This window comes from Pseudomonas sp. TE4620 (genome assembly GCF_056279045.1).
On the sequence record NZ_JBWBQO010000001.1, the window covers coordinates 5,576,838 to 5,603,829 of the forward strand.

The following is a 26,992-nucleotide window of genomic DNA, read 5'->3' on the forward strand; positions in this document are numbered from 1 at the left end:
AGAGCTGGCCAACCTCGACCTGTACCTGGGCACCTGGCGCGATCGCCTGCAGGCCGGGCCCGATCGTGATGCCTTGCGTTCGGTGGTCGCCGCCCTGTGCGAAGACCTCAAGCGGGTCAAGGAGCGCCTCGACCAGTTCGTGCGCGGCGACCGCCAGCATCTGGATGAACTGGAGCCGTTACTGGCCCCGCTGCGCCAGATCGCCGACACCCTGGCGGTCCTCGGCTTCGGCCAGCCGCGGCGGGTGATCATCGACCAGGTGCTGGTGCTGCAAAGCCTGGCCCAGGGTCAGCGCGAGCCTGCCGATGCGCTGCTGATGGATATCGCCGGCGCGCTGCTGTATGTCGAGGCCACCCTGGCCGGCATGGTCGGGCCGCTGGAGCAGAACAGCCAGAGCCCGCTGCCGGGCACCGACCTGGCGGAGATTCGCCAGCTGGTGCTGGAGGAAGCCTTCGCCGTGCTGCAGCAGGTCAAGGACCTGATCGGCGATTGCCTCGACGCCGGCTGGCAGCCGCAGCGTCTGCAGCCAGTGCCGGGCCTGCTGCAACAGGTGCGTGGCGCGCTGGCGATGCTGATGCTGCCGCGCGCAGCGGCGTTGATCGGGCAGTGCGGCGACTACGTGCATGCACAGCTGCTGGGCAGCGAGACCCTGGCGGATACTGCAGCCCTGAGCCACCTGGCCGAGGCCGTGAGTGCCTGTGAATGCTACCTGCAATGGCTGATTGCCGATCCCCAGGCCAACCCTTCGCGGTTCCTCGAGGCGGCGCAGCACAGCCTGGCTGCTTTGGGTTATCGGCCCGAGCCGGAACCGGCGTTGGTGGAAGCGCCTGTTGTTGCGGCGGATGAAGAAGCACCAATCGACGACGAGCTGCGGGAAATTTTCCTCGAAGAGGCCCACGAACTTCTGCCTTTGCTCAATCAGATGTGGACGCGCTGGCAAGCCGACGGCGCCGATCGTGACGCCCTGATCGAACTGCGCCGCGGTCTGCACACCCTCAAGGGTAGCGGGCGGATGGTCCGCGCCCAGGTGCTGGGGGAACTGGCCTGGGCGGCGGAGCACCTGCTCAATCGCGTGCTCGAGGGCCGGGTAGATATCGGTGCAGCACCCCTGGCCGCCTTGCAGCAAGCGCTGGACACACTGCCTGGCTTGCTCGGCGAGTTTGCCCAGGCACTGGCGCCGGCGCATCCGCAGGTTGAACAACTGGCCGCGCACCTGCACGCCCTGGCCATGAACGACCCGCGCAGCGAGGCCGAGGCCGGCGAAGCCATCGACCCGCAATTGCTGGAGATCTTTCGCAACGAAGCCCTGGGTCACCTGGACAGTCTCGAAGCCTTCCTGCACGAGGCCGACAAGCAGTTGCCGCTGGCGGTCAGCGATAACCTGCAGCGCGCCCTGCACACCCTCAAGGGCAGTGCGGCGATGGCCGGGGTAGTACCGATTGCCGAGCTGGCCGGCGCCCTGGACTTGCTGGCGCGGGAGTTCAAGGCCCATCAGCTGGCCTTCGACCTGGAAGAAATCTACCTGCTGGAAACTGCCGAGCCGCTGCTGCGCCGTGGCGTGCAGCAGCTCTCCAGCGCGCCTCTGGCGCCGATTGCCGGGGCCGCGACGCTGATCGCCGATATTCACCAGGTGGTCGATGCGCGCCTGCAAGCTTTGCTCGAGGCGCCAAGCCAGGGCCTGCGGGTCAAGCGCGACCCGCAACTGATTGCCAGCTTCCTGGCCCAAGGCATGGACATCCTGCTCGACGCCGAATCGTTGCTTTTGCGCTGGCAGGAGCACCCGGGCGAGCGCCAGGAACTCAATGCCCTGCTTGATGAACTGACCACCCTCGGCCAAAGCGCACACCTGGCCGACCTGTGGCAGGTGGATGAGCTGTGTGAAGCCTTGCTCGACCTCTATGGCGCCGTGGAGGAGAGCAGCCTGGCGGTCAGCCCGCGGTTCTTCAGCGAGGCGCAAAGCGCCCATGAAGCGCTGATCGACATGCTCGACCAGATCGCCGCCGGCCAGGAAGTCGACCCGCGTCCGGAACGCCTGCAGGCCTTGCGCGAGCTGCTTGACGAAGGCCTCGACCCATCGGCCATGGGCCTGGTCAATAGCCAGGGCGGGACAATCACCGAGCTTGCCAGTGCCACCGCCGAACTTGCGGCCCAAGCGCCGGACCCGGCCATGCTCGAACTGTTTCTCGATGAAGCCAGCGACATTCTCGACAGCGCCGACCAGGCCCTGGCGCGCTGGCTACTGGATACCGACAACGCCTCGGCGCTGTCGTCGCTGGCCCGCGACCTGCAAACCCTCAAGGGGGGCGCGCAGATGGCCGCCATGGGCGCGTTCGAGGTGCTGGCACAAGAGCTTGAGCTGCTTTACGAAGGTTTGGTGGACCGGCGCTTCAGCCCTGGCGCCGAGCTGTTTGCCCTGCTCAAGCGCAGCCACCAGCAACTGGCGCAGATGCTCGAACAACTGCAGCAAGGCCAGGTGCCGGCTGCCCAGGTAGAGCTGCTGGCGGCGCTGCGCGAGTTTCGTCATGAGGCGCCGCCGCCGGTGCCTGTGGATAAACCCGTCGAAGCGCAGCAGGATGCCGGCGACAAAGAGCTGCTGGAGATCTTCCTCGAAGAAAGCCTGGACCTGGTCGAAAGCTCCAGCGCGGCCTTGCTGCGCTGGCAGGCCGAACCGCGTAATGGCGTTGAGGTAGAGAACCTGCTGCGCGACCTGCACACCCTCAAGGGCGGTGCGCGGATGGTCGAGATCGGGCCGATCGGCGATCTGGCCCATGAACTGGAGTTTCTCTACGAACTGCTCGCCGCCGGCCAGTTGCAACCGAGCCCGGCGCTGTTCAGCCTGCTGCAGAATTGCCACGACCGCCTGGCGCACATGCTCGATGCGGTGCGCCTGCAGCAACCGTTGCACGCGGCCACGGCGCTGATCGACTACATCCGCAACTTCAGCAGCGCCGCATTGGCCGATACCGCTGCCGGTCAGGCGCACCCGGATACGGCGCCGCCAGAGCTGCCGGTGACCGCCCCTGAGCGTGGCGCTGGGGATATGGTCAAGGTGGCCTCGGAGCTGCTTGATGACCTGGGCAACCTGGCCGGAGAGAATTCGATCATCCGTGGCCGCATTGAGCAGCAGGTCAATGACGCCCAAGTGGCCCTGAACGAGATGGAAACCACCCTGGAGCGCATGCGCGACCAGTTGCGCCGCCTGGATACCGAAACCCAGGGGCGCATCCTCAGCCGCCAGGCCGATGGCGACGGCCAGGCCTACGACGATTTCGACCCGCTGGAAATGGACCGCCATTCGCAGCTGCAGCAGTTGTCGCGGGCGTTGTTCGAATCGGCCTCCGACCTGCTCGACCTCAAGGAAACCCTGAGCGTGCGCGCCCATGACGCGCACAGCCTGTTGCAGCAACAGGCGCGGGTCAACAGCGACCTGCAGGAAGGCCTGATGCGCACCCGCATGGTGCCGTTCGAGCGCCTGGTGCCGCGCTTGCAGCGGGTGGTGCGGCAGGTCTCCAGCGAGCTGGGCAAGCAGGTCGAACTGGTGGTCGGCAATGCCGAGGGCGAGATGGACCGCAGCGTTCTGGAACGCATGATGGCGCCGCTGGAGCACATGCTGCGCAACGCCGTCGACCATGGCCTGGAGTCGCGCGAGGCGCGCCTGGCAGCGGGCAAGCCTGCGCACGGGCTGATCTCGCTGAACCTGCTGCATGAAGGCGCCGACATCGTCATCGAAATGACCGACGACGGTGCCGGGGTGCCGCTGGAAGCCGTGCGGCGCAAGGCGATCAAGCGCGGTTTGCTCGACCCTGCAGCGGTGCTCAGTGACCACGAGATCATGCAGTTCATCCTCCAGCCAGGGTTTTCCACCGCCGAGAAGATCACCCAGATTTCCGGCCGCGGCCTGGGCATGGACGTGGTCCATGAAGAGGTCAAGCAGCTCGGAGGTTCGATGGTGATCGAGTCGAAGCCGGGCAAGGGCGCGCGCTTTTTGATTCGCCTGCCATTCACGGTGTCGATCAACCGCGGCTTGATGGTGCACTACGGCGAAGAGCAGTACGCGATTCCGCTCAATACCATCGAAGGGATCGTCCGCGTGCCGCCGGCCGAACTCGAGGCGTGCTATCAGCTTGATCCGCCGCATTACCAGTACGCCGGGCATCGCTACGAGCTGCGCTACCTGGGCGAGCTGCTGCAGGGGGCGGCGCAGCCGAAACTGTTGGGCCAGAGCCTGCCGCTGCCGGTGCTGCTGGTGCACTCCCACGACCAGCAATACGCTGTGCAGGTCGATGGCCTGGCGGCCAGCCGCGAGATCGTGGTCAAAAGCCTGGGGCCGCAGTTTGCCGCGGTCCAGGGCTTGTCCGGGGCGACCTTGCTGGGCGATGGCCGGGTGGTGCTGATTCTCGATCTGCTCGGCCAGTTGCGCGGTTTGCAGCAGCAGTTGGCGCTGCACCAGCACAGCAGCGAAGGCCTGCGCCGGGACAGCCATGGCAGCTTGCCGCAACGGCCGCTGCTGGTAATGGTGGTGGATGACTCGGTGACGGTGCGCAAGGTTACCGGGCGCCTGCTCGAACGCCACGGCATGAACGTACTGACCGCCAAGGACGGGGTCGATGCCATGGCCCTGCTGCAGGAGCATCGCCCGGACATTCTCCTGCTGGATATCGAGATGCCGCGCATGGACGGCTTTGAGGTCGCCACGCAGATCCGCCACGACCCCAGGCTCAAGGACCTGCCGATCATCATGATCACTTCGCGTACCGGCCAGAAACACCGCGACCGGGCCATGGCCATCGGCGTCAATGACTACCTGGGCAAGCCCTATCAGGAATCGGTGCTGCTGCAGAGCATCGCCCAATGGAGTCGCCGCGATGCTTGAACAACCGGCCCGGCAAAACCGGCGCAGCAGCCTCACCGGCCTGCTGCTGCCCTTGAGCGATCGCTGCCTGGTACTGCCCAACGTGGCCGTGGCCGAACTGATCGGCTTTCAGGCCGGCAGCCCGGCGCTGGACGCGCCCGAGTGGATGCTTGGCTGGATCGACTGGCGCGGCCAGCGCCTGCCGCTGCTGAGTTTCGAGTCGGCCTGCGACGGCCAGTTGCAGGTTGGCGAGCGGGCGCGGATCGTCGTGCTCAATGCCCTGGGCGACAGCCCGCTGCGCTTTGTCGCCTTGCTGGTGCAGGGTATTCCGCGCTCGTGCAAGCTCGACAGCCAGCTCAACTACGTCGATGTGCCGCTGGCCGGCCTGGAGCTGGCGGCGGTACAGGTGGGCGAACAGGTGGCACGGGTGCCGGACCTGCCCGCGCTGGAGCAACTGTTGGTAGACGCAGGGGTGGTTTGAAGCATTTGCCTGTGTAGGATGGGAGACCTGTTTTAAGTCAGGAGGATCCTGTTGCATGTATCACGGTGAACGTTTCAACGCCTGGACCCATCTGGTCGGCGCCGTTCTGGCCTGCATCGGCGCCATCTGGCTGCTGGTGGTGGCGAGCCTGCAAGGCGACCCCTGGAAGATCGTCAGCCTGGCGATCTATGGCTTTACCCTGCTGTTGCTCTACAGCATCTCGACCCTTTATCACAGCGTGCGCGGCAAAGCCAAAGTGATCATGCGCAAGCTCGATCACCTGTCGATCTACCTGTTGATTGCCGGCAGCTATACGCCGTTCTGCCTGGTCAGCCTGCGCGGGCCCTGGGGCTGGAGCCTGTTCGGGGTGGTCTGGGGGCTGGCGGTGATCGGCATGCTGCAAGAGATCAAGCCGCGCTCCGAAGCGCGGGTCATGTCGATCATCATCTATGCGCTGATGGGCTGGATCGTGCTGGTGGCGGTCAAGCCGCTGCTCGCCAGCCTCGGCGCCGCAGGCTTTGCCTGGCTGGCGGCCGGTGGCGCGTTCTACACCATCGGCATCATCTTCTTTGCCTACGACAGCCGCTTTCGCCATTGGCATGGCATCTGGCACCTGTTCGTGATCGCCGGCAGCCTGCTGCACTTCATCGCGGTGTTCTTCTACGTGCTCTAGAAGTCGCCCCACAGCTGCTGGGCCACGGCCAGGGCCACGACTGGCGCGGTTTCGGTGCGCAATACGCGCGGGCCCAGGCGTGCGGCATGGAAGCCGGTGGCCTTGGCCTGCTCGACTTCGGCCTCGCTGAGGCCGCCTTCTGGGCCGATCAAAAACGCCAGGCTGGCGGGCTGCTGATGGCTGACCATGGGTTCGGCGACCGGGTGCAGGACCAGCTTGAGGTCCTGGTCGCAGGCCTTGAGCCAGTCTGCCAGCGGCTGTGGTGGGTGGATGACCGGTACGTTGGAGCGCCCGCATTGCTCGCAGGCGCTGATCGCCACCTGGCGCCAATGAGCCATGCGCTTGTCGGCGCGTTCATCCTTGAGGCGTACTTCGCAGCGCTCGCTGACGATCGGGGTGATAGCGCTGACGCCCAGTTCGGTGGCCTTCTGGATTGCCCAGTCCATGCGCTCGCCGCGCGACAGGCCCTGGCCGAGGTGAACCTGCAGGCTGGAGTCGGCTTGCCCGGCGAAGGCTTCGTCGAGCTGCACGCGGACGGTTTTCTTGCCGACTTCCAGCAATTGGCCGCGAAACTCCTGGCCGCTGCCGTCGAACAGTTGCACGGCATCGCCAACCGCCATGCGCAGCACGCGGCCAATGTAGTGGGCCTGGGCTTCGGGCAGGTCGTGGGCGCCGAGGCTCAGGGGGGCGTCGATGAAAAAGCGGGACAGTCTCATGTACTAACTCTAAAAATGTGTTGGCAGTGCGGGCTTCATCGCGGGGCAAGCCCGCTCCTACAGGGATCTTTGCAGGAGCGGGCTTGCCCCGCGATGCTGTTAGCCCGGATCGCGGAAATCAGGGTGAAAATCAGCCGGCACCGCTACGCTGACGCGGCTGCTGGTGGCAATGTCGATACCCTCGGTGGCCACCTCGGCGAGGAAGTCGATCTGCTCCGGGGTGATCACGTATGGCGGCAGGAAGTACACCACGCTGCCCAGCGGGCGCAGCAGGGCACCACGGCTCAGGGCATGTTCGAAGACCTTCAGGCCACGGCGTTCCTGCCACGGGTAGGCGGTCTTGCTGGCCTTGTCCTGGACCATCTCGATGGCCAGGGCCATGCCGGTCTGGCGCACTTCGCCAACTTGCGGGTGGTCGACCAGGTGCTCGGTGGCGCTGGCCATGCGCTGGGCCAGGGCCTTGTTGGCCTCGATGACGTTGTCCTGCGCGAAGATATCCAGGGTCGCCAGCGCCGCGGCACAGGCCAGCGGGTTGCCGGTGTAGCTGTGCGAGTGGAGGAAGGCGCGCAGGGTCGGGTAATCGTCGTAGAAGGCGCTGTACACCTCGTTGGTGGTCAGGCACGCGGCCAGCGGCAGGTAGCCGCCGGTCAGGGCCTTGGACAGGCACAGGAAATCCGGGCGGATGCCGGCCTGTTCGCAGGCGAACATCGTCCCGGTGCGGCCAAAGCCCACGGCGATCTCGTCGTGGATCAGGTGCACGCCATAGCGGTCACAGGCCTCGCGCAGCAGCTTGAGGTATACCGGGTGGTACATGCGCATGCCACCGGCGCCCTGGATCAGCGGTTCGACGATCACCGCGGCGACCGTGGCGTGGTGTTCAGCCAGGGTCTGCTCCATGGCCGCGAACATGTTGCGCGAGTGCTCTTCCCAGCCCATGCCCTCGGGGCGCAGGTAGCAATCGGGGCTTGGCACCTTGATGGTGTCGAGCAGCAGCGCCTTGTAGGTCTCGGTGAACAACGGCACGTCGCCGACCGACATCGCCGCGATGGTCTCGCCGTGATAGCTGTTGCTCAGGGTGACGAAGCGCTTCTTCTCTGGCTGGCCTTTGTTCAGCCAGTAGTGAAAGCTCATTTTCAGCGCCACTTCGATACAGGACGAACCATTATCGGCGTAGAACACCCGGTCCAGGCCTTCGGGGGTGATCTGCACCAGGCGCTCGGACAGCTCGATCACCGGCTGGTGGCTGAAGCCTGCGAGAATCACGTGTTCAAGCTGGTCGACCTGGTCCTTGATGCGCTGGTTGATGCGCGGGTTGGCATGGCCGAAGGCGTTGACCCACCAGGAGCTGACGGCGTCGAGGTAGCGCTTGCCTTCGAAGTCTTCCAGCCACACGCCTTCGCCGCGCTTGATCGGAATCAGCGGCAGTTGTTCGTGATCTTTCATCTGGGTGCAGGGGTGCCACAGGACCTTGAGGTCACGTTGCATCCACTGTTGGTTGAGGCCCATTTCGATTCTCCTGGCGACGGCGGCTCGGACATGCCGCGCAAGCCTATGCAATGCGCCGGTCGAGAACAACCCGTGCGCTGCAATCAGGGTGCTGGCGTTGCTGGCGGGGGCGCTTGGCGTGGCGTATCCTTCGGCTACTCTTTCTGGGGGATCCCCCCAAACACTTCTGCTTTGATCCGGAGTTCGCCGAATGTCTGCTGGTTGGCTGCGCGCCTGTGCGCTGGTAATGATAGGACTGTTCAGCGGCACTGCGCTGGCCAAGGACAAGGCCCCGACGGCAATCGTCGTCGGTGGCGGTCTGGCCGGCCTGACAGCCGCCTATGAGTTGCAGAACAAGGGCTGGCAGGTGACCCTGCTGGAAGCCAAGACCGGTATGGGCGGGCGCTCGGGCCTGGCCACCAGTGAATGGATCGGCAACAGCAAGGCCCAGCCGGTGCTCAACCAGTACCTGGATGCCTTCAAGCTCAGCACCTTGCCGGCACCTGAGTTCGTGCGTACCCCGGGTTACCTGATCGATGGCGAGTATTTCAGCGCCGCCGACCTCAGTACCAAGCAACCGGCCACCGCCGAAGCGCTCAAGCGTTACGAGAAGACCCTCGACGACCTCGCACGCTCGATCGACGATCCGCTGAACCCGGCGGCCAACAGTACCCTGTTCGCCCTCGACCAGCTCAACGTTTCCGGCTGGCTCGACAAGCTGCAACTGCCGGCCACCGCGCGCCAGCTGGTCAACCAGCAGATCCGTACCCGTTACGACGAGCCGTCGCGCCTGTCGCTGCTCTATTTCGCCCAGCAGACCCGCGTCTACCGCGGCGTCAGCGACCGTGACCTGCGCGCCGCACGCCTGCCAGGCGGTAGCCCGGTGCTGGCCCAGGCCTTCGTCAAGCAATTGAAAACCATCAAGACCCAGTCGCCGGTCAGCGCCATCATCCAGGACAAGGACGGCGTCACCGTCAAGGTTGGCAGCGTCGGTTACCAGGCCGACTACGTCGTGCTGGCCGTACCGCTGCGCGCGCTGTCGAAGATCCAGATGACTCCGGGCCTGGACACCAAGCACCTGGCCGCCCTCAAGGGCACCAACTACGGCTGGCGCGACCAGCTGATGCTCAAGTTCAAGACCCCGGTGTGGGAAAGCCGCGCGCGGATGTCTGGCGAGATCTACAGCAACACCGGCCTGGGCATGCTCTGGATCGAGCCTGCGCTCAAGGGCGGCGCTAACGTGGTGATCAACCTCTCCGGTGACAACGCGCGCCTGCTGCAAGCCTTTGGCGACAAGCAGATGGTCGACCAGGTGCTGATCCGTCTGCACGCCTTCTACCCGCAAGCCCGTGGCGCCTTCACCGGCTACGAAGTACGCCGTTACAGCACTGACGTGGGTACCGGTGGCGCCTACCTGGCCTATGGCCCTGGGCAGATCAGCAAGTACTGGCGCCTGTGGGAGCGTCCGGTGCAGCGGGTTGCCTTTGCTGGCGAGCACACCGATGCGATGTACCCGGGCACCCTCGAAGGCGCTCTGCGCAGTGGCCAGCGCGCTGCCAGCCAGGTCCAGGACCTGGCCGCGGGCAAGTCGTTCGAGCCGGTCAAGGCGGTTGCCGCCACGGCCGCTGCCGGCACCGCGGCTGCCGCGGCGAGCAAAGGTAATTTCTTCAGCAACCTGTTTGGCGGATCGTCCGACAAGCCGGCCAAGGCCGAAGAGCCGGTGAAGAAGGAAGAGGGCAAGCCAGGCTTCTTCAAGCGCATGTTCGGTAGCGATGACAAGCCTGCCGAGCAGCCAGTGGCCAAGCAGGCCGAGGTGGCTCCGGCCCCTGCGCCGGCGCCAGCACCTGCGGTCGCCCCGGTTGCCAAGGAAGAGCCAGCCAAGGCGCCGGTGAAAGCCGCTCCGGCCAAACCAGCGGCCAAGCAGGCACCGGCGAAAAAGCCGGCAGCCAAGGCGCAACAGCCGAAGAAAACCGCAGCCAAGGCTGCGCCTGCGAAAAAAGCCGCCGCCAAGGCGGAACCAGTGAAAAAGCCGGTAGCCAACACCCAGGCCAAGGCGCAGTAATGCGCTGACTTCATCGCCGGCAACGCCGGCTCCTACAGGGGCAAGTACACACCGAACCTGTGGGAGCCAGCCTTGCCGGCGATGGGCCGCGCAGCGGCCCCAAGGCCCGCAGGGTCTTCCCTTCCCACGTAGTTAATGTTTCCTTAATAGCTTCGTTTCATACTAAAGATCATATTTCTCGATATTTCAGAGCAAGTTTTTCTGCTTTTATTCGATTAATAAATCGTTAGTCTGAGCACAGTTCTTACAGGGAAACACGGCAATGCAACTGCGCAACTCACCTTCTCGTTATGGCTTTGTCAGCATCGTCCTGCACTGGGGTGTTGCACTGGCTGTATTCGGCCTGTTCGGCCTGGGCCTGTGGATGATGGGCCTGGACTACTACAGCCCATGGCGCAAAGACGCCCCCGACCTGCACAAAAGTATCGGCCTGGTGCTGCTCGGTGTGATGCTCCTGCGCGTGCTCTGGCGCTTTCTCAGCCCACCGCCGCCAGCGCTGCCCAACCACGGCAAACTCACCCGCCTCGCCTCCAAGGCCGGCCATGGCCTGCTGTACCTGGGGCTGTTCGCGGTGATGTTCGCCGGCTACATGATTTCTACCGCCGACGGCGTTGGCATCCCGGTGTTCGGCCTGTTTGAAGTGCCGGCGCTGGTCAGCAACCTGCCCGATCAGGCCGATGTCGCCGGCGAGATCCATTTCTACCTGGCCTGGGGCCTGGTGATCTTTGCCGGGCTGCACGGCCTGGCAGCCCTGAAACACCACTTTATCGACCGTGACGCGACCCTGATCCGCATGCTGGGCCGCAAAGCTTGATGTTCAACCTCAACTCCAAAAGGGATATAGACGCATGTTGAAAAAGACTTTTGCCGCTCTGGCGCTCGGTACCGCACTGTTCTCGGCCGCTCAGGCAATGGCAGCAGACTACAAGATCGACAAGGAAGGCCAGCACGCCTTCGTTGACTGGAAGATCAGCCACCTGGGCTACAGCTTCATCCACGGCACCTTCAAGGACTTCGATGGCTCCTTCAGCTGGGACGCCGCCAAGCCTGAAGCCAGCAAGATCGCCGTCGACCTGAAAACCGCCAGCCTGTGGTCCAACCACGCCGAGCGTGACAAGCACATCGCCAGCAAAGATTTCCTCGATGTGAGCAAGTTCCCAGAGGCCAAGTTCGTCTCCACCGCTGTCAAATCGACCGGTGAGAAAACTGCTGACGTGACTGGCGACCTGACCCTGCACGGCGTCACCAAGCCAGTCATCTTCAAGGCCACCTTCAACGGTGAAGGCAAGGATCCATGGGGCGGCGAGCGCGCCGGCTTCAACGCCAAGACCACGCTGAACCTGAACGACTTCGGCATCAAAGGCCCAGGCCCGTCTTCGCAGACCCTGGATCTGGACATCTCGATCGAAGGCATCAAGCAGAAGTAATGCTTGCTGCATAAACGAAAACGCCGCCCCTAGGGGCGGCGTTTTTGTTGGCGCGGTCGCTGAATCAGCGGTTACGCGTCAGCAGCGCAGGCTTCTCGCCACGTGGACGGCTTGGCAGCTGCTCGAGCTGTTCGGCAGTCGGGAAGCGGTCGACCTTCGACTCCTTGTGGACGATCTTCGGCTGCGGCTGGCCCTCACGCGGATTGCGCACGGCCGGCTCTTTGCTCGCTTGATCGTCGCGCGCCGGGCGGCGATTGCGACCGCCACCGTCGCGGCTGCCGCCACCATTACGGGCACCGCCGCCGCGCTTCTCGCCATTGGCCGAAGCACCACCACCGCTGCGCGGACCGTTGTTGCTGCGCGGCTGGCCGCCACGTGGCTGGCCACCGGTGCTGGCGCCGGTGCCGGTCTGGGCAGGTGCGCCCGGACGACGGTTACGGCCCTGGTTGCCCTTGTTCTGGTAAGGGCTGACGTAGTCGGCGCGGTTGCCGAAGTTGTCGACTTCGTCATCCAGGAACTCTTCCGGATCACGATTGGCCGGAACTTGCGGAACACCTGGCTGGCCCGACTGGGCCTGACGCGGTTTGTTGTCGCGGGGCTTGCGCTCCTGGCGACCACCGGCGGATTTCTCCGCGGTTTTTTCCTTGTCCTTGTCGCGGCCTTTGTCTTTGCCCTGGTCCTTACCCTTGTCCTTGCGACCGCCGCTACCGGCATTGCTGCCATCGGCGCGCTGGCCACGGCCACCACGCGGATTGTTTTGCGGACGCTCACGGGTCTCGGGTTTCTCGGCTTCGACCTTGGAGGCATCAAAGCCCATCAGGTCGCCATCCGGGATCTTCTGGCGGGTAACGCGCTCGATGCTCTTGAGCAGTTTTTCTTCATCCGGAGCGACCAGCGAGATGGCCTCGCCCGAACGACCGGCACGACCGGTACGGCCGATACGGTGAACGTAGTCTTCTTCAACGTTGGGCAGTTCGAAGTTGACCACGTGCGGCAACTGGTCGATGTCCAGGCCACGGGCGGCGATATCGGTGGCAACCATGATGCGCACGCTGCCGGCCTTGAAGTCGGCCAGGGCCTTGGTGCGCGCGTTCTGGCTCTTGTTGCCGTGGATCGCGGCGGCGGTCAGGCCGTGTTTTTCCAGGTACTCGGCCAGGCGGTTGGCGCCATGCTTGGTACGGGTGAACACCAGCACCTGTTCCCACGCCCCGGTGGTGATCAGGTGTGCCAGCAAGGCGCGCTTGTGGCTGGCCGGCAGGCGGTAGACGCGCTGCTCGATACGCTCGACCGTGGTGTTCGGCGGCGTGACCTCGATGCGCTCGGGGTTGTGCAGCAGCTTGTCGGCAAGGTCAGTAATGTCTTTGGAGAAGGTCGCCGAGAACAGCAGGTTCTGACGCTTGGCCGGCAGGCGGGCAAGGACCTTCTTCACATCATGGATGAAGCCCATGTCGAGCATGCGGTCGGCTTCGTCGAGCACCAGGGTCTCGACGTGGGACAGGTCAACGCTGCCCTGGCCGGCGAGATCCAGCAGACGGCCGGGGCAGGCCACCAGCACGTCGACACCCTTGGCCATGGCCTGAACCTGTGGGTTCATGCCGACGCCACCAAAGATGCAGGCGCTGACGAATTTGAGGTCGCGGGCGTAAACCTTGAAGCTGTCGTGAACCTGGGCGGCCAGTTCGCGCGTCGGGGTCAGCACCAGTACCCGCGGCTGGCGTGGGCCATGGCGCTGGGATTTGTCCGGGTGACCACCGGGGAACAGGCGTTCAAGGATCGGCAGGGCGAAACCGCCGGTTTTACCAGTACCTGTCTGGGCAGCAACCATCAGGTCGCGGCCTTGCAACACGGCGGGAATGGCCCGCTGTTGCACCGGAGTGGGCTGGGTGTAGCCCGCAGCCTCGATGGCGCGAACTAGAGCCTCGGAGAGACCGAGGGAAGCAAAGGACATGAGTAATCCTGTTCTAATGGGGGCTGAGCCCGATGGGATAATCTTGCCTGGCGCGACGGGCATCAGCTGATGCTATCGCGTCCGGTCCAGCAGGGTCTTCAATGCGCATCCGGGGCGGCGGGCGGGCTCTGGGCCGCGCTGTCCTGCCGGTCGGGATGCCTTTTGCAAGGCCGAGCGTCCGGGCGTAAGCCTGGCGGGAAGGCCCGAGTATAACAGAGCATTCAGCGCATGCTGCTTTCCTGCTGCTCAACGGCGGTTGGAAAGTTTTCCGCAGTGCCGGCGTAGCGTGCATGCAGCGCGGCATAGGCCGGCTCGCGCTTGAAGCGCCGCAGCTCGGCGGCAAAGCGCTGGGCCAGCAGGTCCATGCCGACATTGCGGCGCACCGCCAGGTACTGGCTGTGGCGGCTGATCACCAGAGGCAGTTCGCTGATCTGCTGTTCCAGGCCCAATGTCTTGATCATATAGCGGCCCACACGGCGGTCGGTGATCAACAGGTCGATACGTCCGCGCTGGAGCTTGCCGAAGTTGGCCTCGTGAGTGGGGGCCGGCTCGCGGGTGAACAGTGGTGAGTCGATAAACGCGCCACCATAGCTGTAACCGGGCGAAGTGCCGACGGTAAGGCCGCGCAGGTCTTCCAGGCGCTTGACCTTGTGCGGGCGAGCGTTGGCATAGAACAGGGTAAATTCGACGTCGGACAGCGGCTCGCTGGGGTAGAACAACTGGCTGTCGCGCTGTTCGGTCTGGAAGATGTCCAGCACGCCATCGGCCAGGCCCTGCTCGATCATCGCCAGGCAGCGCTTCCAGGGCAGGAACTGCCATTCCACCTCGACCCCCAGGCGCTTGAATACCTCGGCGGTGACCTCATAGTCGATGCCTTTGGCCTGGCCGTCTTCGAGATAGACGTAGGGGGCCCAGGGTTCGGTGACGATACGCAGCTTCTCGCCGTGGGCAAAGGCACTCAGGCAAGTGAGAATCAGCGCGGTCAACAGGCGGGTGAAATCGGGCATGGCTGGAGATTACGACGTGTGCACGGCTATGGCTAGTAGCCGTGCATGTCGAGCCAGCCTGGCTGTCAGCGCTGTGATCGCTTTAACAGTGAATCACGCACCGTGCGGTGCTTGCGGCCCAGCGACAGGCGCATGCCTGGGTGCTCGAACCATCGCTGCAGGGTATCGGCGCAGATCGGCCGCGGATGGCGGGCCCTGGCGTTGTCCAGGGCCTTGTCCCACCAGGCCGTAGCGCAGGCGCGGTCGAACTCGTTGGGGTAGTCGTAGCAGCCATTGAGCAACTCGCGCATGAACTGGCGCTGTTCGCTCGGCAGGGCCAGGCTCAGCGCCTTGTAGCCCAGGCGTTGCAAGGTTGGCGGCTTGGGCAACTGGGCATTGACGCGGGTGACGTCGGCCAGTGCCTCTTCGCTCAGGGGTGCGTGCTGGTGCTTGGCCAGCCAGGCCTGGACCTTGGCCCGGAACAGCTGCTTGCGGCTCCAGTAGTGATGGATCAGGTCGGTGCACTGGTTGACCTGCATCTGCCGGTAGGCGGCCACGCCCAGGCAGAACTCCTCCAGGGTGTAGGCGCCGTTGGCGTGGGGGTAGTACTCGTCCATCAAGGCGATGGAGCGGTCCAGCAATGGCGCATCTTCCTGCATCAGGCCAATCACCCCGGAGTTCAGCAGCGGCATGTGCCGGTCGGCCAGCCCGCGTTCTTCGAGCATTGCTGCCAGGCTCTGGAACAGCGGGCACTGCGGATCATTGCCATAGGTACTGCCGATGGCATTGCACAGCAGGGTGCCTGGCTTGACCCGGCGAAACAGCTCGATGGGCGACTGATGGAAGAACGTGTCGGTATCGATCAGCACGGCCATGGGCGCGCTGGCAAGCACCTGACGCAGCACCACGTGCTTGCTGCGAAAGTGGTAGCCGTAGGGCTGGTTCCAGGCTTCACGGGTGGCGGCGTCGAGTGGATGAACAGTTACCGGCAGGTGCCGGTAGGGTTCGGGATTGTCGCTGTAAACCTGGATATCAAGTGCTTCCCCGGGTGTCTTGCGCAGGTTGGCCAGGGCGCTGACGATGCTGAACTGGGCTTCCTGGTGGTAGGTGGGCGGCCCGAAGACCAGGTAAACGAGTTGCGGTCGAGCAGGGGTAAGTCCTTGGCGCATGAAGGCACGAAAATCCGTCTGGGGGCAGGAATGCAGAAAGGCCCTTAGCGTAAGCTAAAGGCCTTTTCAGTATTCTGACGCAATTGTTACCTGCGGTGTAGCGGTTCGATCAGCGGGGCAACTTGAGGTTGTTCCAGATCGCCAGGCTCGGGTCGGCCTGGTTCAAGGTGTAGAAGTGCAACCCTGGAGCGCCGCCTTGCAGCAGTTGCTCGCACATGCGGGTGATGACGTCTTCACCGAAGGCCTGGATGCTCTTCACATCGTCGCCGTAGGCTTCCAGCTGCTTGCGGATCCAGCGTGGGATCTCGGCGCCGCAAGCGTCAGAGAAGCGCGCCAGCTTGCTGTAGTTGGTGATCGGCATGATCCCCGGTACTACCGGAATATCCACACCCAGATGCTGCACGCGCTCGACGAAATAGAAGTAGCTGTCGGCGTTGAAGAAGTACTGGGTGATGGCGCTGTCGGCGCCGGCGTTGGCCTTGCGCACGAAGTTCTTCAGGTCGTCCTCGAAGTTGCGCGCCTGGGGATGCATCTCCGGGTAGGCGGCGATTTCGATATGGAAGTGATCGCCGCTTTCCTGGCGGATGAACTCCACCAGTTCGTTGGCGTAGCGCAGCTCACCGCTGGCCATGCCCATGCCCGACGGCAGGTCGCCGCGCAAGGCGACGATGCGCTGGATGCCGGCTGCCTTGTACTGGGTCAGCAGCGAGCGCAGGTCGTCCTTGCTGTCGCCGACGCACGACAGGTGCGGGGCGGCGGGGACTTTCACTTCGCTTTCCAGCTGCAGCACGGTGTTCAGCGTGCGGTCGCGGGTCGAGCCACCGGCACCGTAGGTGCAGGAGAAGAAATCCGGGTTGTAGCTGGCCAGCTGGCGGGCAGTGGCGAGCAGTTTTTTTCATGTCCAGCATCGGTCTTGGTCGGGAAGAACTCGAAGCTGTAACGACGTTCCTGAGACATAGAAGGTTCTCTTCAGCGGCAAGCTACAAGCCGCAAGCGACAAGCAGAAGCGGCGCGAACCGCTTGCAGCTTGCAGCTTGCAGCTACCAACTTTCAGTAACGGTAGGCGTGTGGCTTGAATGGCCCTTCAACAGTCACGCCGATGTATTCGGCCTGTTGCGGGGTCAGTTGGGTCACTACACCACCGAAGCCGCGGACCATTTCCAGGGCCACTTCTTCGTCGAGTTTCTTCGGCAGGACTTCAACGGTCAGGCGCTCGGCTTTCTGAGCGGCTGGCAGGTCGGCGTACTTCTGTTCGAACAGGAAGATCTGTGCCAGGACCTGGTTGGCGAACGAGCCGTCCATGATCCGGCTTGGGTGACCGGTAGCGTTGCCCAGGTTCACCAGGCGGCCTTCGGCCAGCAGGATCAGGTAGTCGTCGTTCTGTGGGTCGAAGTCGCCGTGGCCGGTACGGTGGATCTTGTGTACCTGTGGTTTGACTTCTTCCCAGGCCCAGTTCTTGCGCATGAAAGCGGTGTCGATTTCATTGTCGAAGTGGCCGATGTTGCAGACCACGGCGCGCTTTTTCAGGGCCTTGAGCATGTTGGCATCGCAAACGTTGACGTTACCGGTGGTGGTCACGATCAGGTCGATCTTGCCCAGCAGGGCCTTGTCGATGCTCGCTTCGGTGCCGTTGTTGATACCGTCGATGAACGGCGAGACCAGCTCGAAGCCGTCCATGCAGGCCTGCATGGCGCAGATCGGGTCAACTTCGGAAACCTTGACGATCATGCCTTCCTGACGCAGCGACTGGGCCGAGCCCTTGCCCACGTCACCGTAACCGATGACCAGCGCCTGCTTGCCCGACAGCAGGTGGTCGGTGCCGCGTTTGATGGCATCGTTGAGGCTGTGACGGCAGCCGTACTTGTTGTCGTTCTTGCTCTTGGTGACCGAGTCGTTGACGTTGATCGCCGGGACTTTCAGCTCGCCCTTGGCCAGCATGTCGAGCAGGCGGTGCACACCGGTGGTGGTCTCTTCGGTGACGCCGTGGACGCGCTCCAGTACCGCCGGGTATTTCTTGTGCAGCAGCTCGGTGAGGTCGCCGCCATCGTCGAGGATCATGTTGGCGTCCCATGGCTGGCCATCCTTGAGGATGGTCTGCTCCAGGCACCACTCGTACTCTTGCTCGGTCTCGCCTTTCCAGGCGAACACAGGGATGCCGGCAGCGGCAATGGAGGCAGCGGCCTGGTCCTGGGTCGAGAAGATGTTGCAGGACGACCAGCGCACTTCGGCACCCAGGGCGACCAGGGTTTCGATCAGCACGGCGGTCTGAATGGTCATGTGGATGCAGCCGAGGATTTTCGCACCCTTGAGCGGTTGCTCTTCAAGGTACTTGCGGCGCAGGCCCATCAGCGCTGGCATTTCCGATTCGGCAATGATGGTCTCGCGACGGCCCCAGGCAGCCAGGGAGATGTCGGCGACTTTGTAATCGGTAAAACCAGCAGGCGTGTTTACAGCGCTCATTGAGAGCCTCCATTCGTAGTGTGCGAATGGGCGCCGTTGTGCGTTTAGTGTCCGCAGGCAGGCCTGGCGGGACAACGCCCCATCCGAGCCTGACAGGTTGAACCTGCTGCAGCGCCCCTCGGACAGGTGGCGGGAACGGTGGCCAATGCAGCCACCGTCGAATAATGCCGGGCGATTATAGCCGGGCTTTTCGAGCTTCCCAAGCGCTAAAGACAAATCTGCGGCTCAGCCGGTCGGCGCCGTGACCAGCAGGTCCAGGTGCAGGCTCAGGTATGCCAGCGGCTCGCAGCCCTGGGTCAGCAGCATTACCTGCCAGGTCAGCTTGAATTCGCCCGGATGGTCGCTGTGCAGATGCCAGTGGTAGTCGTCGACCTCGCGGCACGACGGTTGCAATGGTGCGGATGCCTCCGGACGTGCCAGGCGCAGATTGTGCTGTTCGATCAGCTCGATTGTCAGCGGCGGCGTGCTGGCAGGGCTGTGGCTGAACAGTATTTCTTCGCCGAGCAGTGCTACCGGCACCATGCGCAGCAGTAGCGGGGTCCCGGCTTCGAGGGTCAGTCGGGGGGAGTCGACAAGCAGAGAGCCGTCCGGCTCCGCTCGGGTGTGCAAGATGCACAGGTGGCGAGGGTTGAGCGCGACGGGCGTACCCGGGTTGCCGGGCAAAGGGTCGAGCGAGGCAAGCAGGCCCTGGGCATCGACGATCAGTACAACGTGTTCAGGTTTCTCCGTAGCCATGATGAGCTCCTTCCATGAGCACCAATTGGGGCGGGTTGCGGTGTGCGCCGCCGGCTGGCCGGCGGCGCTTGCCCTGGATCAGTTGGTGATGGTGATGAACGGATCCCATTCGAAGTAGCCGCAGCACTTGCAATCACGATCGACGATCATGAACTTGAAGTGGTAGGTGACCTTGCCTTGCGCAAGCAAGTCGCCACGCCAGTAGTAGTTGTCGTTGATCTGGCAGGTCGGCACGGTTTTGTTGTTGGCATTGGGCACGGCCGATTGCACTTTGGCCTTCAGTGCCCGAGGGTCTTCCAGCAGTTGGTGATTGGGGTCGTCGCAAACGAACCCATAGAGGATCACCGACTGCTCGAAGCCAAAGGAAATGCTCTGTTCACGCCAGCGCACGACATCACCTACGCGACCCTTGAGGTGCAACTCGCCGCCGGCCTGGCCAGAGATGACGTTGTCCTGGTAGGTGACCATGTAGATGTGTTCTGGCGGGATGAACGTGGGCTTGTTCGGGTCTTTGCTCGGATTGGGGAATTTCTTGAGGATGGTTTCGGTGTCGAAGTTGATGCTGACGTCGATAACTCTGGACATGAGTGGATTCCTTTTCACTGTACGAGTAGGTCAATGGTGAGCCTCGGATGCTCTCCACTGGCACTGCCCGGAGCTTCGCTTCCTGCGATGCCGGTGCTGCCGCGCCGTATGCCAAGTTCCGGTGGTCCGACTACCTGGAGTGATCTGCGGATCACATGCTCAGGCTAGCCGCATCGATTGGGCTGTCAAAGCGTGCCGAGCGGAATTTTGCTGGCTACTGACCAATGGTCGTAATGGTCGAATCCCCCGGAATGGGACTACCATGTAACGCAAGAGCCCAAGGGCTGAGATTGCCCTTCGGTGCTTGTTTTTCAGAGGCCAAGGTCAGGAGTAACGATGAATTTCCACACCCGCAAATGGGTAAAACCCGAAGACCTCAACCCCAACGGCACCCTGTTCGGCGGCAGCCTGCTGCGCTGGATCGACGAAGAGGCGGCGATCTATGCGATCGTCCAGCTGGGCAACCAGCGCGTGGTGACCAAGTACATCTCGGAGATCAACTTCGTCAGCGCTTCGCGCCAGGGCGACATCATCGAACTGGGCATCACCGCCACCGAATTCGGCCGCACCTCGATCACCCTCAAGTGCGAAGTGCGCAACAAGATCACCCGCAAGAGCATCCTCACCGTCGACCGCATGGTCTTCGTCAACCTCGGTGAAGACGGCTTGCCGGCGCCGCACGGGCGCACTGAGATCAAGTACATCAAGGATCAGTTCGATACCGCGGTGGAGTGATAGGCGCCGCCGGCAAGCCGGCTCCCATATATCCCTGTGGGAGCAGGCTTGCCAGCGATAGCGGTCTCAAGGCTGCTCGGTAACCCCGCGCACCACCCGGCCGATCGTCAGGCCCTGCAGCAGGATCGACGACAGCACCACGATGTAGGTGATGCTCAGCAGCAGATCACGCTCGGTGCCCGATGGCAGCGACAGCGCCAGGGCCACCGACACACCGCCACGCAGGCCACCCCAGGTCAGCACCCGCACGGTACCGCGCGGAACGGTGCGCCAACGGCGCAGCATCAGGATGGCCGGTGCCACGGTCAGCAGGCGCGACAGCAGGATCGCCACCGCCAGCACGCCGGCCGCCGCCAGGTGCATCCACGAGAATGGCAGCAGCAACAGCTCCAGGCCGATCAGGGCGAACAGCAGGGCGTTGAGCATGTCGTCGATCAGTTCCCAGAAACCGTCCAGGTAGCGGCGGGTCATGTCGTTCATTGCCAGGTTGCGGCCCAGGTTGCCGATGATCAGGCCGGCCACGACCATGGCGATCGGCGCCGAAACGTGCAGCTCATAGGCCATGGCCGAACCGCCGATCACCAGTGCCAGGGTCAGCATGACCTCGACCTGGTACTGCTCGATGCTTTTGATCATGCGGTAGGTGATGTAGCCCACCAGGCCGCCGAACAGAATGCCGCCAATGGCTTCGCGGGCGAACAGGATCGCGGTGTCGGCCACCGTCGGTGTTTCGCCAAGCTGGGCGATGCCCAGCAATACGGTGAACACCACGACTGCAGTGCCGTCGTTGAACAGCGACTCGCCAACGATGGTGGTCTTCAGTGGCTTGGAGGCATTGGCGGTACGCAGTGCGCCGAGAACCGCGATCGGGTCGGTCGGCGAGATCAAGGCACCGAACAGCAGGCAGTAGAGCAGGCTCACATGCCAGCCGAACAGGGCGAAAATCCAGTGGGCGAGAAAGCCGATGACCACGGTGGCGATCAGCACGCCGACGGTCGCCAGCAGCCCGATCGGCCAGCGGTAGCTGCGCAGGTCGGCAAGGTTTACGTGCAAGGCGCCGGCGAACAGCAGGAACGACAGCATCCAGTGCATCAGCAGATCGTTGAAGTCGATCTGGTTCATCAAACCCTGCACGCGCTCTTCCAGGCCGGGGTAGCCGATCACGCTCAAGCCTTGCAGCAGCAGCGAGAACAGCAAGGCGGTGACCATCACGCCGATGGTTGGGGGCAGGCCGATGAAACGGTAATTTACATAGGTGAGGAGGGTGGTCAAACAGATAAACGCAGCAACGAGCTCAAGCATCCTAGGTCCTGTAGTGGCTTCCAAGTCGACACCCGATAGCCTCGGGCATTTCTTTGATGACCTGCCGAGGGCTTCGGGACACACTTTTGACTGGTTTCGTTGACCGCGTTCTTTCGATTTCGTTTCCAGCCGCCTGTGCTGAAGTGGTTATATAGCGCCTGGCCATTGATGACCTCACCTGCCTTGCCAAGGACCATTGCGTGTTAGCCACCTCATTGGTATTGGTCGCGGCGCTGCTGCACGCGACCTGGAACACCCTGATCAAATTCAGCGGCGAACGCCTGCTGGTGATTGCCAGCATGGACGTGGTGGCGCTGGTATTTGCCCTCGCCATGGTCGCGTTCGTCCAGGTGCCGCCGGCCGAGGTCTGGCCGTGGATGCTGGCCTCGGCAGTGTTTGAACTCTTCTACCGGTTCCTGCTGATACAGGCCTATCGGGTCGGTGACCTGGGGCTGGTCTATCCGTTGATGCGCGGCCTGTCGCCGCTGGTGGTGCTGGCGCTGACCCTGACCTTTGCCGGCGAAGCCCTGAGCAGCCAGCAGATCATCGGCATCCTGCTCATTCCCTGTGGCATGGCCTGCCTGCTCTGGCAGGGCGGCGGCGGTGACCGGCTGCCCTGGTCGATGCTGCCGGTGGTGGCCTTGATCGGCCTGTGTATCGGTTGCTACACCTGGCTCGACGGCCAGGCGATCCGCCTGTGGTCGCAGCCGCTGGACTATCTTGTATGGCTGACGCTGATCAGTGCCTGGCCGTTTCCGCTGCTGGCAGGGGTGGCCCGGCGCGCGCCGTTCATGCTGTTCTGGCGGCTGCAGTGGCGCTTGGGCCTGGCGGTGGGTTTTTGCGTGTTGTTCAGCTATGCCCTGGTGCTCTGGGCCATACAACTGGGGTCGGTGGCCGAGGCGGCGGCGCTGCGCGAGGTCAGCGTGATTCTGGTGGTGCTGTTCGGCATGCGCTACCTCAAAGAACCTTTTGGCGGGCCGAGGCTCTTAGCCTGTGCCCTGGTGCTGATCGGCATGCTGATCATGAAGCTCTGATAATTCTACTGACAAGGACTTGGCCATGACCGTTGCCTTCTGGTGTGTACTGATTGCGTTGTTTTTGCCCATTGTCTGTACCAGCATCGCCAAGGTTGCCAGCGGGCGCTTCAACCTGCGCCAGAACCACGACCCGCGGGCTTTCCTCGACAAACTCGAAGGCTTGCCGCGCAGGGCCCACGCGGCGCAATTGAACAGCTTCGAAGCTTTCCCGGCGTTCGCTGCGGCAGTGATCATCGCCGACATCGTCGGCAACGCCGAGCAGGTGACCCAGGACGTGCTGGCGGTGCTGTACATCACCAGCCGCCTGCTCTACATCATCTGCTACCTGGCCGACTGGGCCGCCCTGCGTTCGCTGGTGTGGTTCGTCGGCCTGGGCCTGATCGCGTCGTTCTTCTTCGTCTCGATCTGAGCCGCGTCACGGCACCTGGGGCACGGCCGGCAAGGCTGCGCCCTTGGGCCACAGCAGCCAGATCTGGCCTTGCTGCTTCATGTCGCCGGCCAGTTTGCCGGCTTCAGTGCCAGTGCCCCAGAACAGGTCGGCGCGCACTTCGCCGGTGATCGCCCCGCCGGTATCCTGGGCGGCCACCGGACGCACCACCGGCGCGCCATCAGGGCGCGTGGTCGAGAGCCACAGCAGGCTGCCCAGCGGAATCACCTTGCGGTCGATGGCCACGCTGTAGCCGGCGGTCAATGGCACATTGAGCGAGCCGCGCGGGCCTTCGTTGCTGTCCGGGCGGGTGCTGAAGAACACGTAGCTGGGGTTGCTCGCCAGCAGTTCCGGAACCCGCGCCGGATTGCTCTGGGCCCAGGCATGGATGCTGCCCATGGTCACTTCTTCTTTCTTCAATTGCCCTTGTTCCACCAGCCAGCGGCCGATCGGGCGATAGGGGTGGCCATTCTGGTCGGCATAGCCGATGCGCAGTTGGCGGCCGTCTTCCAGCTGGATGCGGCCAGAACCCTGGATCTGCAGGAACTGCAGGTCCATCGGGTCGGTCAGCCAGGCCAGTACCGGTGCCTTGGCGCCCTGGGCATTGATGGTTTCTGCGGTGTCGTAGGGTTTGAGTACCCGGCCTTCGAGGCGGCCACGCAGACGCTTGCCCTTGAGTTCGGGATAGACGCTGTCCAGCGCCACCACGATCATGTCGACCGGTACGCCATAGACCGGCACAGTGGCGCTGTCGGTCTGGGTCAGGCTACCGGGGTAGACCGGCTCGTAGTAACCAGTGATCAAGCCGTTGGCGTTGTTCTCGGCCGAACGCATGCTGTAGACGTCCAGCTGCGCCTGAAGAAAGCTGCGTACTTCAGCCGGGCTGGCAGCAATGGCTGCCGCTGCGCTGCAGGTGTTGGCCCAGATCGCATCGCGCTTGAGCCGCTCGCAGGCACTGCGCCAGGACTCGAAACCGGCGACCAGGTCGCTGTCGCTGACCTGTGGCAGGTCTTCCCAGGTGGCGCCGACGTAGGTAGCCAGCGGGTGTGGCTTGGGTTTTTCCGGCGCGCTGCCGTTGCAGCCGGCCAGCAGGGCCAGCACCGACAGGGTCCAGCCGAGGTGGCGCAAAGGAAGTTTCATCAACGGGGTTCCTCGACGGTTGGCGTGGCTTGCAGCCGTTTTCGCAAACCGTAGTTTTAATAAGGGTATTGGTCTTTGCCGGTGAGGCGAGGATACTGGCCGCCTTTTTCCGTGAGCCGAAGTGATCAAGATGCTCAAGCGACTTTCTGTTGTACTGCTGGCGTGTTTGACCCTGAGTGCCTGTGGCGGGGTCGATCCCAACTCGCCACTGGGCCAGCGCAAGACGATCTTCAAGCAAATGCTCAAGACCAGTGAAGACCTCGGCGGCATGCTGCGTGGGCGCCTGGCCTTCGATGGGCAGAAGTTCGCCGATGGCGCGGTCAAGCTCGACAACCTGTCCCGCGAGCCCTGGAAGCACTTTCCACAGGTTCGCGAAGAGGATGATACCAGCGCCCGCGCCGATGTCTGGGAGAAGCAGGCACGCTTCCAGGACCTGGCTCGGCAGATGGAAGCCAGTACCGCCGAACTGGTCGCGGTGACCCGCACCCAGCCGCTCAAGGCGGCTGACCTGGCTGCGCCGATGGACAAGGTCGAGGCGGCGTGCAAAGCCTGTCATACCGAGTTTCGAAATCACTGAGTGGCTGTGGGAGCGGATAAATCCGCTCCGACAATAACGCTGTCAGTTACTTCTCCAGCTCTTTCAGAGCGTCTTGCAGCTCCTGCTTGGACTCTGCCAGCTTGTCCTTGCGCTTGTTGATCTTCTCGGCGTCACCTTTTTTCATGGCCTTGTCCAGGTCCTTGGTGCGCTGGTTCACTTCGTGACGGGCATCGAGGACTTTCTGTTCGCGCTCTTTGCGCAGGCTGGCATCGGTGCAATGCTCGGTCACTTCGCTGAGGGCTTTTTCCAGGCCGGCTTGCTGATTGCTGTTGCCATGGGCGCGAGCCTGTTCGATCTGTTCGCTGATGGCTTGCTTCTTGGCTGCGCAACCGGTCAGGCCTGGCTGTTGTTCGGCAGCCAGCAGGGGCGTGGCCAGGAGTGAACAGACGGTGAACAGGGCAAGCGGGGAAAGCAGTTTCATTAGGGGCTCCGTTGTCGCGGGCTTGGCAGAATCCATGATGCTGCCCTGATCCGGCGAAATTAGAAACCCTCGATTGTGTGTCTGCGCAATTGTTCGGCCACTATCTGCACCTGCGGTGAGCGGAAAAATGCCAGCAATTGCGCGCTGCGGCCTGGGCCAACACCCGGCTCGGCCAGCCATTGCCCGGCATCGCGCTGGCGCAGGTCTGCCCAGGTGGTGTCCGCTGCCAACGGCGTCGCGGCTGGAACGCCGAGGGCACTGAGCCAGCGAACAAAGGGTTGCTGGCGGGCCTGGTCGAAGGCTTGCAGTAACTGCTGGCGGCTGCGTTCGCCAAGCCCTGGCACCGATTGCAAGTCTTCATCCTGCAGGTCGAGCCAGTCGCCCAGGCCTTGCACATGGCCACTGTCGATGAGTTTTTCCCAGGTGCCTGGGCCCAAACGGGGCATGTTCAGGCCTTGCTTGGAGCTGAGCCAATTGAGGCGGGCGACGAATTGGCTACGGCAGCCATCGTCGGGTTGCCAGCAACTTAGCGAGTGGTAGTGGGCAGGGTCAGGGGTTGCGATGTCCATGCGTTGAACACTGCGGTGCACCACCTCATCCAGGCGTGGAATGGTCAGCCCGGCGAGGCTGATGGCCACCTGGTCGCCGGGGCGGATGTCCAGCTGCTGCCAGCGTTGGAAGGAGCCGAGGCTGACCTGGCGGATCTGCCGGTCATCCAGTTGCACCGGCTCGATCTTCAGCACCGGGGTGATACGCCCGGTACGGCCGATGTTGAAGTGTACGCCCCGGACTTGCGCCAGCGCCTGGGCAAAGGGGTATTTCCACGCGGTTGCCCAGTACGGGTCGCGCGCTTGCCAACGACTGCCGTGTGGGCGCTGGCCCTGGCGCAGCACCACGCCGTCGCTGGCGAAGGGCAGCGGGCTGCGGTACCAGTGTTCGCGCCAGCGGGCAGCCTCGGCGAAGCTGCTCAAGGGCTCGCTGTAACGCTCGCTATGCTCAAAACCCAACGCGCTCAAGCCTTTGAGTCGTTCGCGCTGATCGGCCGGCCCCAGTGGCCAGGCCCAGACAAACAAGCCGACCACCGCGCCCTGTTCGGCACTGATACGTTTGCGCGCCAGCAGGCCGGCGACATTGCCGCGGGCGTTGAGGCTGCCGGCATTGGCCTGTACGTGGCCGTCCAGGCGCCAGAACAGTTCGCCCTGGAGCACCAGGTCGAGGGGCTCGGGCAACTGCTGGTTGAGTGTGCCCAGGGCCGGGATGTGCCGGCTCCAGTCGTGGCCATGGACGCCGTCGCCGCGGCTGATCAGTTGCACCAGCTTGCCGTCGCGATAAACCAGGGTAGCGGCCACGCCATCGACCTTGGGTTGAATCCACAGCTCTTGCTTGCCGTGCATCCAGGCTTTGACCGCCGCATCGTCGGCCAGCTTGCCAAGGCCGGTATGGGCAATCGGGTGGCGCAAGGGGCCGACAGCGGTTTTCAACGGGCTGTCCTGCGGCCTGGCTGGCGTCGGGAAGCAGCTTTGCAGATGGCCCAGGCGTGTGCGGCTCTGGTCATAGAGTTCGTCAGCGACCAGCGAGACACCCTGACGGTGATAGTGATCGTCCCAGTCGGCAAGCGTCTGCTGGAGCTGGCGGATTTCAGCCCGGGCCTGAACAGACGGCCAGTCGGGGCAAGTCTGCGCGTGTGCCGGAAGCAGCCAGAAGAAGAGCAGAAGGGACAGCAGGGGCGTGTGCAGCATGGCGAGCATCCTTG

The 26,992-nt window shown here is 63.5% G+C and carries 21 protein-coding genes, 3 pseudogenes and 1 riboswitch; of the genes and pseudogenes, 11 read left to right on the forward strand and 13 right to left on the reverse strand.

All coding sequences use genetic code 11. The features are described 5' to 3' along the window. Nucleotides 1-574: 574 nt before the first annotated feature. From ACZ9A3_RS25895 to trhA, 4 genes and pseudogenes are all read left to right on the forward strand, one after another. Nucleotides 575-4,357 (forward strand): annotated as a pseudogene (locus ACZ9A3_RS25895) (chemotaxis protein CheA); the annotation flags it as partial. A 129-nt stretch (nt 4,358-4,486) separates the two neighbouring features. Beyond that, nucleotides 4,487-4,873: pseudogene (locus ACZ9A3_RS25900) on the forward strand (response regulator); the annotation flags it as partial. Beyond that, nucleotides 4,866-5,333: a chemotaxis protein CheW gene (locus tag ACZ9A3_RS25905; RefSeq protein WP_093376918.1), complete on the forward strand. Its 468-nt coding sequence runs from the start codon at nt 4,866-4,868 to the stop codon at nt 5,331-5,333. The pseudogene ACZ9A3_RS25900 and the gene ACZ9A3_RS25905, both read left to right, overlap by 8 nt. A gap of 55 nt (nt 5,334-5,388) precedes the next feature. Next, the gene (trhA, locus tag ACZ9A3_RS25910) at nt 5,389-6,006 is read left to right on the forward strand and encodes a PAQR family membrane homeostasis protein TrhA (RefSeq protein WP_045193841.1); all 618 of its coding nucleotides are present in this window, start codon (nt 5,389-5,391) and stop codon (nt 6,004-6,006) included. On the opposite strand, the gene ACZ9A3_RS25915 is transcribed toward trhA, so the two are convergent. Further along, nucleotides 6,003-6,722 (reverse strand): 16S rRNA (uracil(1498)-N(3))-methyltransferase, encoded by a 720-nt coding sequence (locus tag ACZ9A3_RS25915; RefSeq protein ID WP_476253262.1) that lies wholly within the window; start codon nt 6,720-6,722, stop codon nt 6,003-6,005. The genes trhA and ACZ9A3_RS25915 overlap by 4 nt on opposite strands. A 99-nt stretch (nt 6,723-6,821) precedes the next feature. Further along, complete coding sequence (locus ACZ9A3_RS25920) at nt 6,822-8,228, reverse strand: adenosylmethionine--8-amino-7-oxononanoate transaminase (protein WP_045193839.1); 1,407 nt, start codon at nt 8,226-8,228, stop codon at nt 6,822-6,824. Between the two features lie 190 nt (nt 8,229-8,418). On the opposite strand from ACZ9A3_RS25920, the gene ACZ9A3_RS25925 reads away from it, so the two are divergent. From ACZ9A3_RS25925 to ACZ9A3_RS25935, 3 genes are all read left to right on the forward strand, one after another. Beyond that, on the forward strand, nt 8,419-10,269 hold the full coding sequence (locus tag ACZ9A3_RS25925) for a flavin monoamine oxidase family protein (protein WP_476253263.1): 1,851 nt from the start codon (nt 8,419-8,421) through the stop codon (nt 10,267-10,269). Nucleotides 10,270-10,531: 262 nt separating this feature from the next. Continuing rightward, complete coding sequence (locus tag ACZ9A3_RS25930) at nt 10,532-11,083, forward strand: cytochrome b (protein ID WP_045193834.1); 552 nt, start codon at nt 10,532-10,534, stop codon at nt 11,081-11,083. 34 nt (nt 11,084-11,117) lie between these two features. After that, nucleotides 11,118-11,696, forward strand: a complete 579-nt coding sequence (locus tag ACZ9A3_RS25935; RefSeq protein WP_476253264.1) for a YceI family protein — start codon at nt 11,118-11,120, stop codon at nt 11,694-11,696. 64 nt (nt 11,697-11,760) lie between these two features. On the opposite strand, the gene ACZ9A3_RS25940 is transcribed toward ACZ9A3_RS25935, so the two are convergent. From ACZ9A3_RS25940 to ACZ9A3_RS25970, 7 genes and pseudogenes are all read right to left on the reverse strand, one after another. After that, nucleotides 11,761-13,644, reverse strand: a complete 1,884-nt coding sequence (locus ACZ9A3_RS25940) for an RNA helicase RhlE2 (protein ID WP_045193831.1) — start codon at nt 13,642-13,644, stop codon at nt 11,761-11,763. A gap of 221 nt (nt 13,645-13,865) precedes the next feature. Next, the gene (locus ACZ9A3_RS25945) at nt 13,866-14,651 is read right to left on the reverse strand and encodes a substrate-binding periplasmic protein (protein WP_093376907.1); all 786 of its coding nucleotides are present in this window, start codon (nt 14,649-14,651) and stop codon (nt 13,866-13,868) included. Nucleotides 14,652-14,716: 65 nt separating this feature from the next. After that, complete coding sequence (locus ACZ9A3_RS25950) at nt 14,717-15,799, reverse strand: hypothetical protein (RefSeq protein ID WP_093376904.1); 1,083 nt, start codon at nt 15,797-15,799, stop codon at nt 14,717-14,719. A 109-nt stretch (nt 15,800-15,908) separates the two neighbouring features. Continuing rightward, nucleotides 15,909-16,756 (reverse strand): annotated as a pseudogene (gene metF, locus ACZ9A3_RS25955) (methylenetetrahydrofolate reductase [NAD(P)H]). Nucleotides 16,757-16,849: 93 nt separating this feature from the next. After that, the gene (gene ahcY / locus ACZ9A3_RS25960; RefSeq protein ID WP_045193826.1) at nt 16,850-18,259 is read right to left on the reverse strand and encodes an adenosylhomocysteinase; all 1,410 of its coding nucleotides are present in this window, start codon (nt 18,257-18,259) and stop codon (nt 16,850-16,852) included. 21 nt (nt 18,260-18,280) lie between these two features. After that, a riboswitch (S-adenosyl-L-homocysteine riboswitch) is annotated at nt 18,281-18,385 on the reverse strand. A gap of 99 nt (nt 18,386-18,484) precedes the next feature. Next, nucleotides 18,485-18,994 (reverse strand): hypothetical protein, encoded by a 510-nt coding sequence (locus ACZ9A3_RS25965; protein ID WP_093376898.1) that lies wholly within the window; start codon nt 18,992-18,994, stop codon nt 18,485-18,487. A gap of 78 nt (nt 18,995-19,072) precedes the next feature. Then, nucleotides 19,073-19,579, reverse strand: a complete 507-nt coding sequence (locus ACZ9A3_RS25970) for an inclusion body family protein (protein ID WP_123564896.1) — start codon at nt 19,577-19,579, stop codon at nt 19,073-19,075. 336 nt (nt 19,580-19,915) lie between these two features. Between ACZ9A3_RS25970 and ACZ9A3_RS25975 the strand changes: the two genes are divergently transcribed. After that, nucleotides 19,916-20,314 (forward strand): acyl-CoA thioesterase, encoded by a 399-nt coding sequence (locus tag ACZ9A3_RS25975; protein WP_010221517.1) that lies wholly within the window; start codon nt 19,916-19,918, stop codon nt 20,312-20,314. 66 nt (nt 20,315-20,380) lie between these two features. Here ACZ9A3_RS25975 and ACZ9A3_RS25980 read toward each other — a convergent pair whose 3' ends face one another. Next, a complete protein-coding gene (locus ACZ9A3_RS25980) occupies nt 20,381-21,616 on the reverse strand; it encodes a cation:proton antiporter (protein WP_045193825.1) in 1,236 nt (411 codons plus the stop codon). Between the two features lie 200 nt (nt 21,617-21,816). On the opposite strand from ACZ9A3_RS25980, the gene ACZ9A3_RS25985 reads away from it, so the two are divergent. After that, nucleotides 21,817-22,650: an EamA family transporter gene (locus ACZ9A3_RS25985; protein ID WP_476253265.1), complete on the forward strand. Its 834-nt coding sequence runs from the start codon at nt 21,817-21,819 to the stop codon at nt 22,648-22,650. Nucleotides 22,651-22,675: 25 nt separating this feature from the next. Then, the gene (locus ACZ9A3_RS25990) at nt 22,676-23,062 is read left to right on the forward strand and encodes an MAPEG family protein (RefSeq protein WP_093376890.1); all 387 of its coding nucleotides are present in this window, start codon (nt 22,676-22,678) and stop codon (nt 23,060-23,062) included. 6 nt (nt 23,063-23,068) lie between these two features. Here ACZ9A3_RS25990 and mltA read toward each other — a convergent pair whose 3' ends face one another. After that, nucleotides 23,069-24,220 carry a murein transglycosylase A gene (gene mltA / locus ACZ9A3_RS25995; RefSeq protein ID WP_476253266.1) on the reverse strand — a complete coding sequence of 384 codons (1,152 nt, stop codon included), beginning with the start codon at nt 24,218-24,220 and terminating at the stop codon, nt 23,069-23,071. Between the two features lie 130 nt (nt 24,221-24,350). Here mltA and ACZ9A3_RS26000 point away from each other — a divergent pair, with 130 nt between their 5' ends. Further along, nucleotides 24,351-24,797, forward strand: a complete 447-nt coding sequence (locus tag ACZ9A3_RS26000; protein ID WP_093387186.1) for a c-type cytochrome — start codon at nt 24,351-24,353, stop codon at nt 24,795-24,797. A 46-nt stretch (nt 24,798-24,843) separates the two neighbouring features. Here ACZ9A3_RS26000 and ACZ9A3_RS26005 read toward each other — a convergent pair whose 3' ends face one another. Next, nucleotides 24,844-25,239 carry a DUF1090 domain-containing protein gene (locus ACZ9A3_RS26005; protein ID WP_045193820.1) on the reverse strand — a complete coding sequence of 132 codons (396 nt, stop codon included), beginning with the start codon at nt 25,237-25,239 and terminating at the stop codon, nt 24,844-24,846. A 59-nt stretch (nt 25,240-25,298) separates the two neighbouring features. Continuing rightward, a complete protein-coding gene (gene ligB, locus ACZ9A3_RS26010) occupies nt 25,299-26,987 on the reverse strand; it encodes an NAD-dependent DNA ligase LigB (RefSeq protein WP_371128633.1) in 1,689 nt (562 codons plus the stop codon). Nucleotides 26,988-26,992 lie beyond the last annotated feature (5 nt).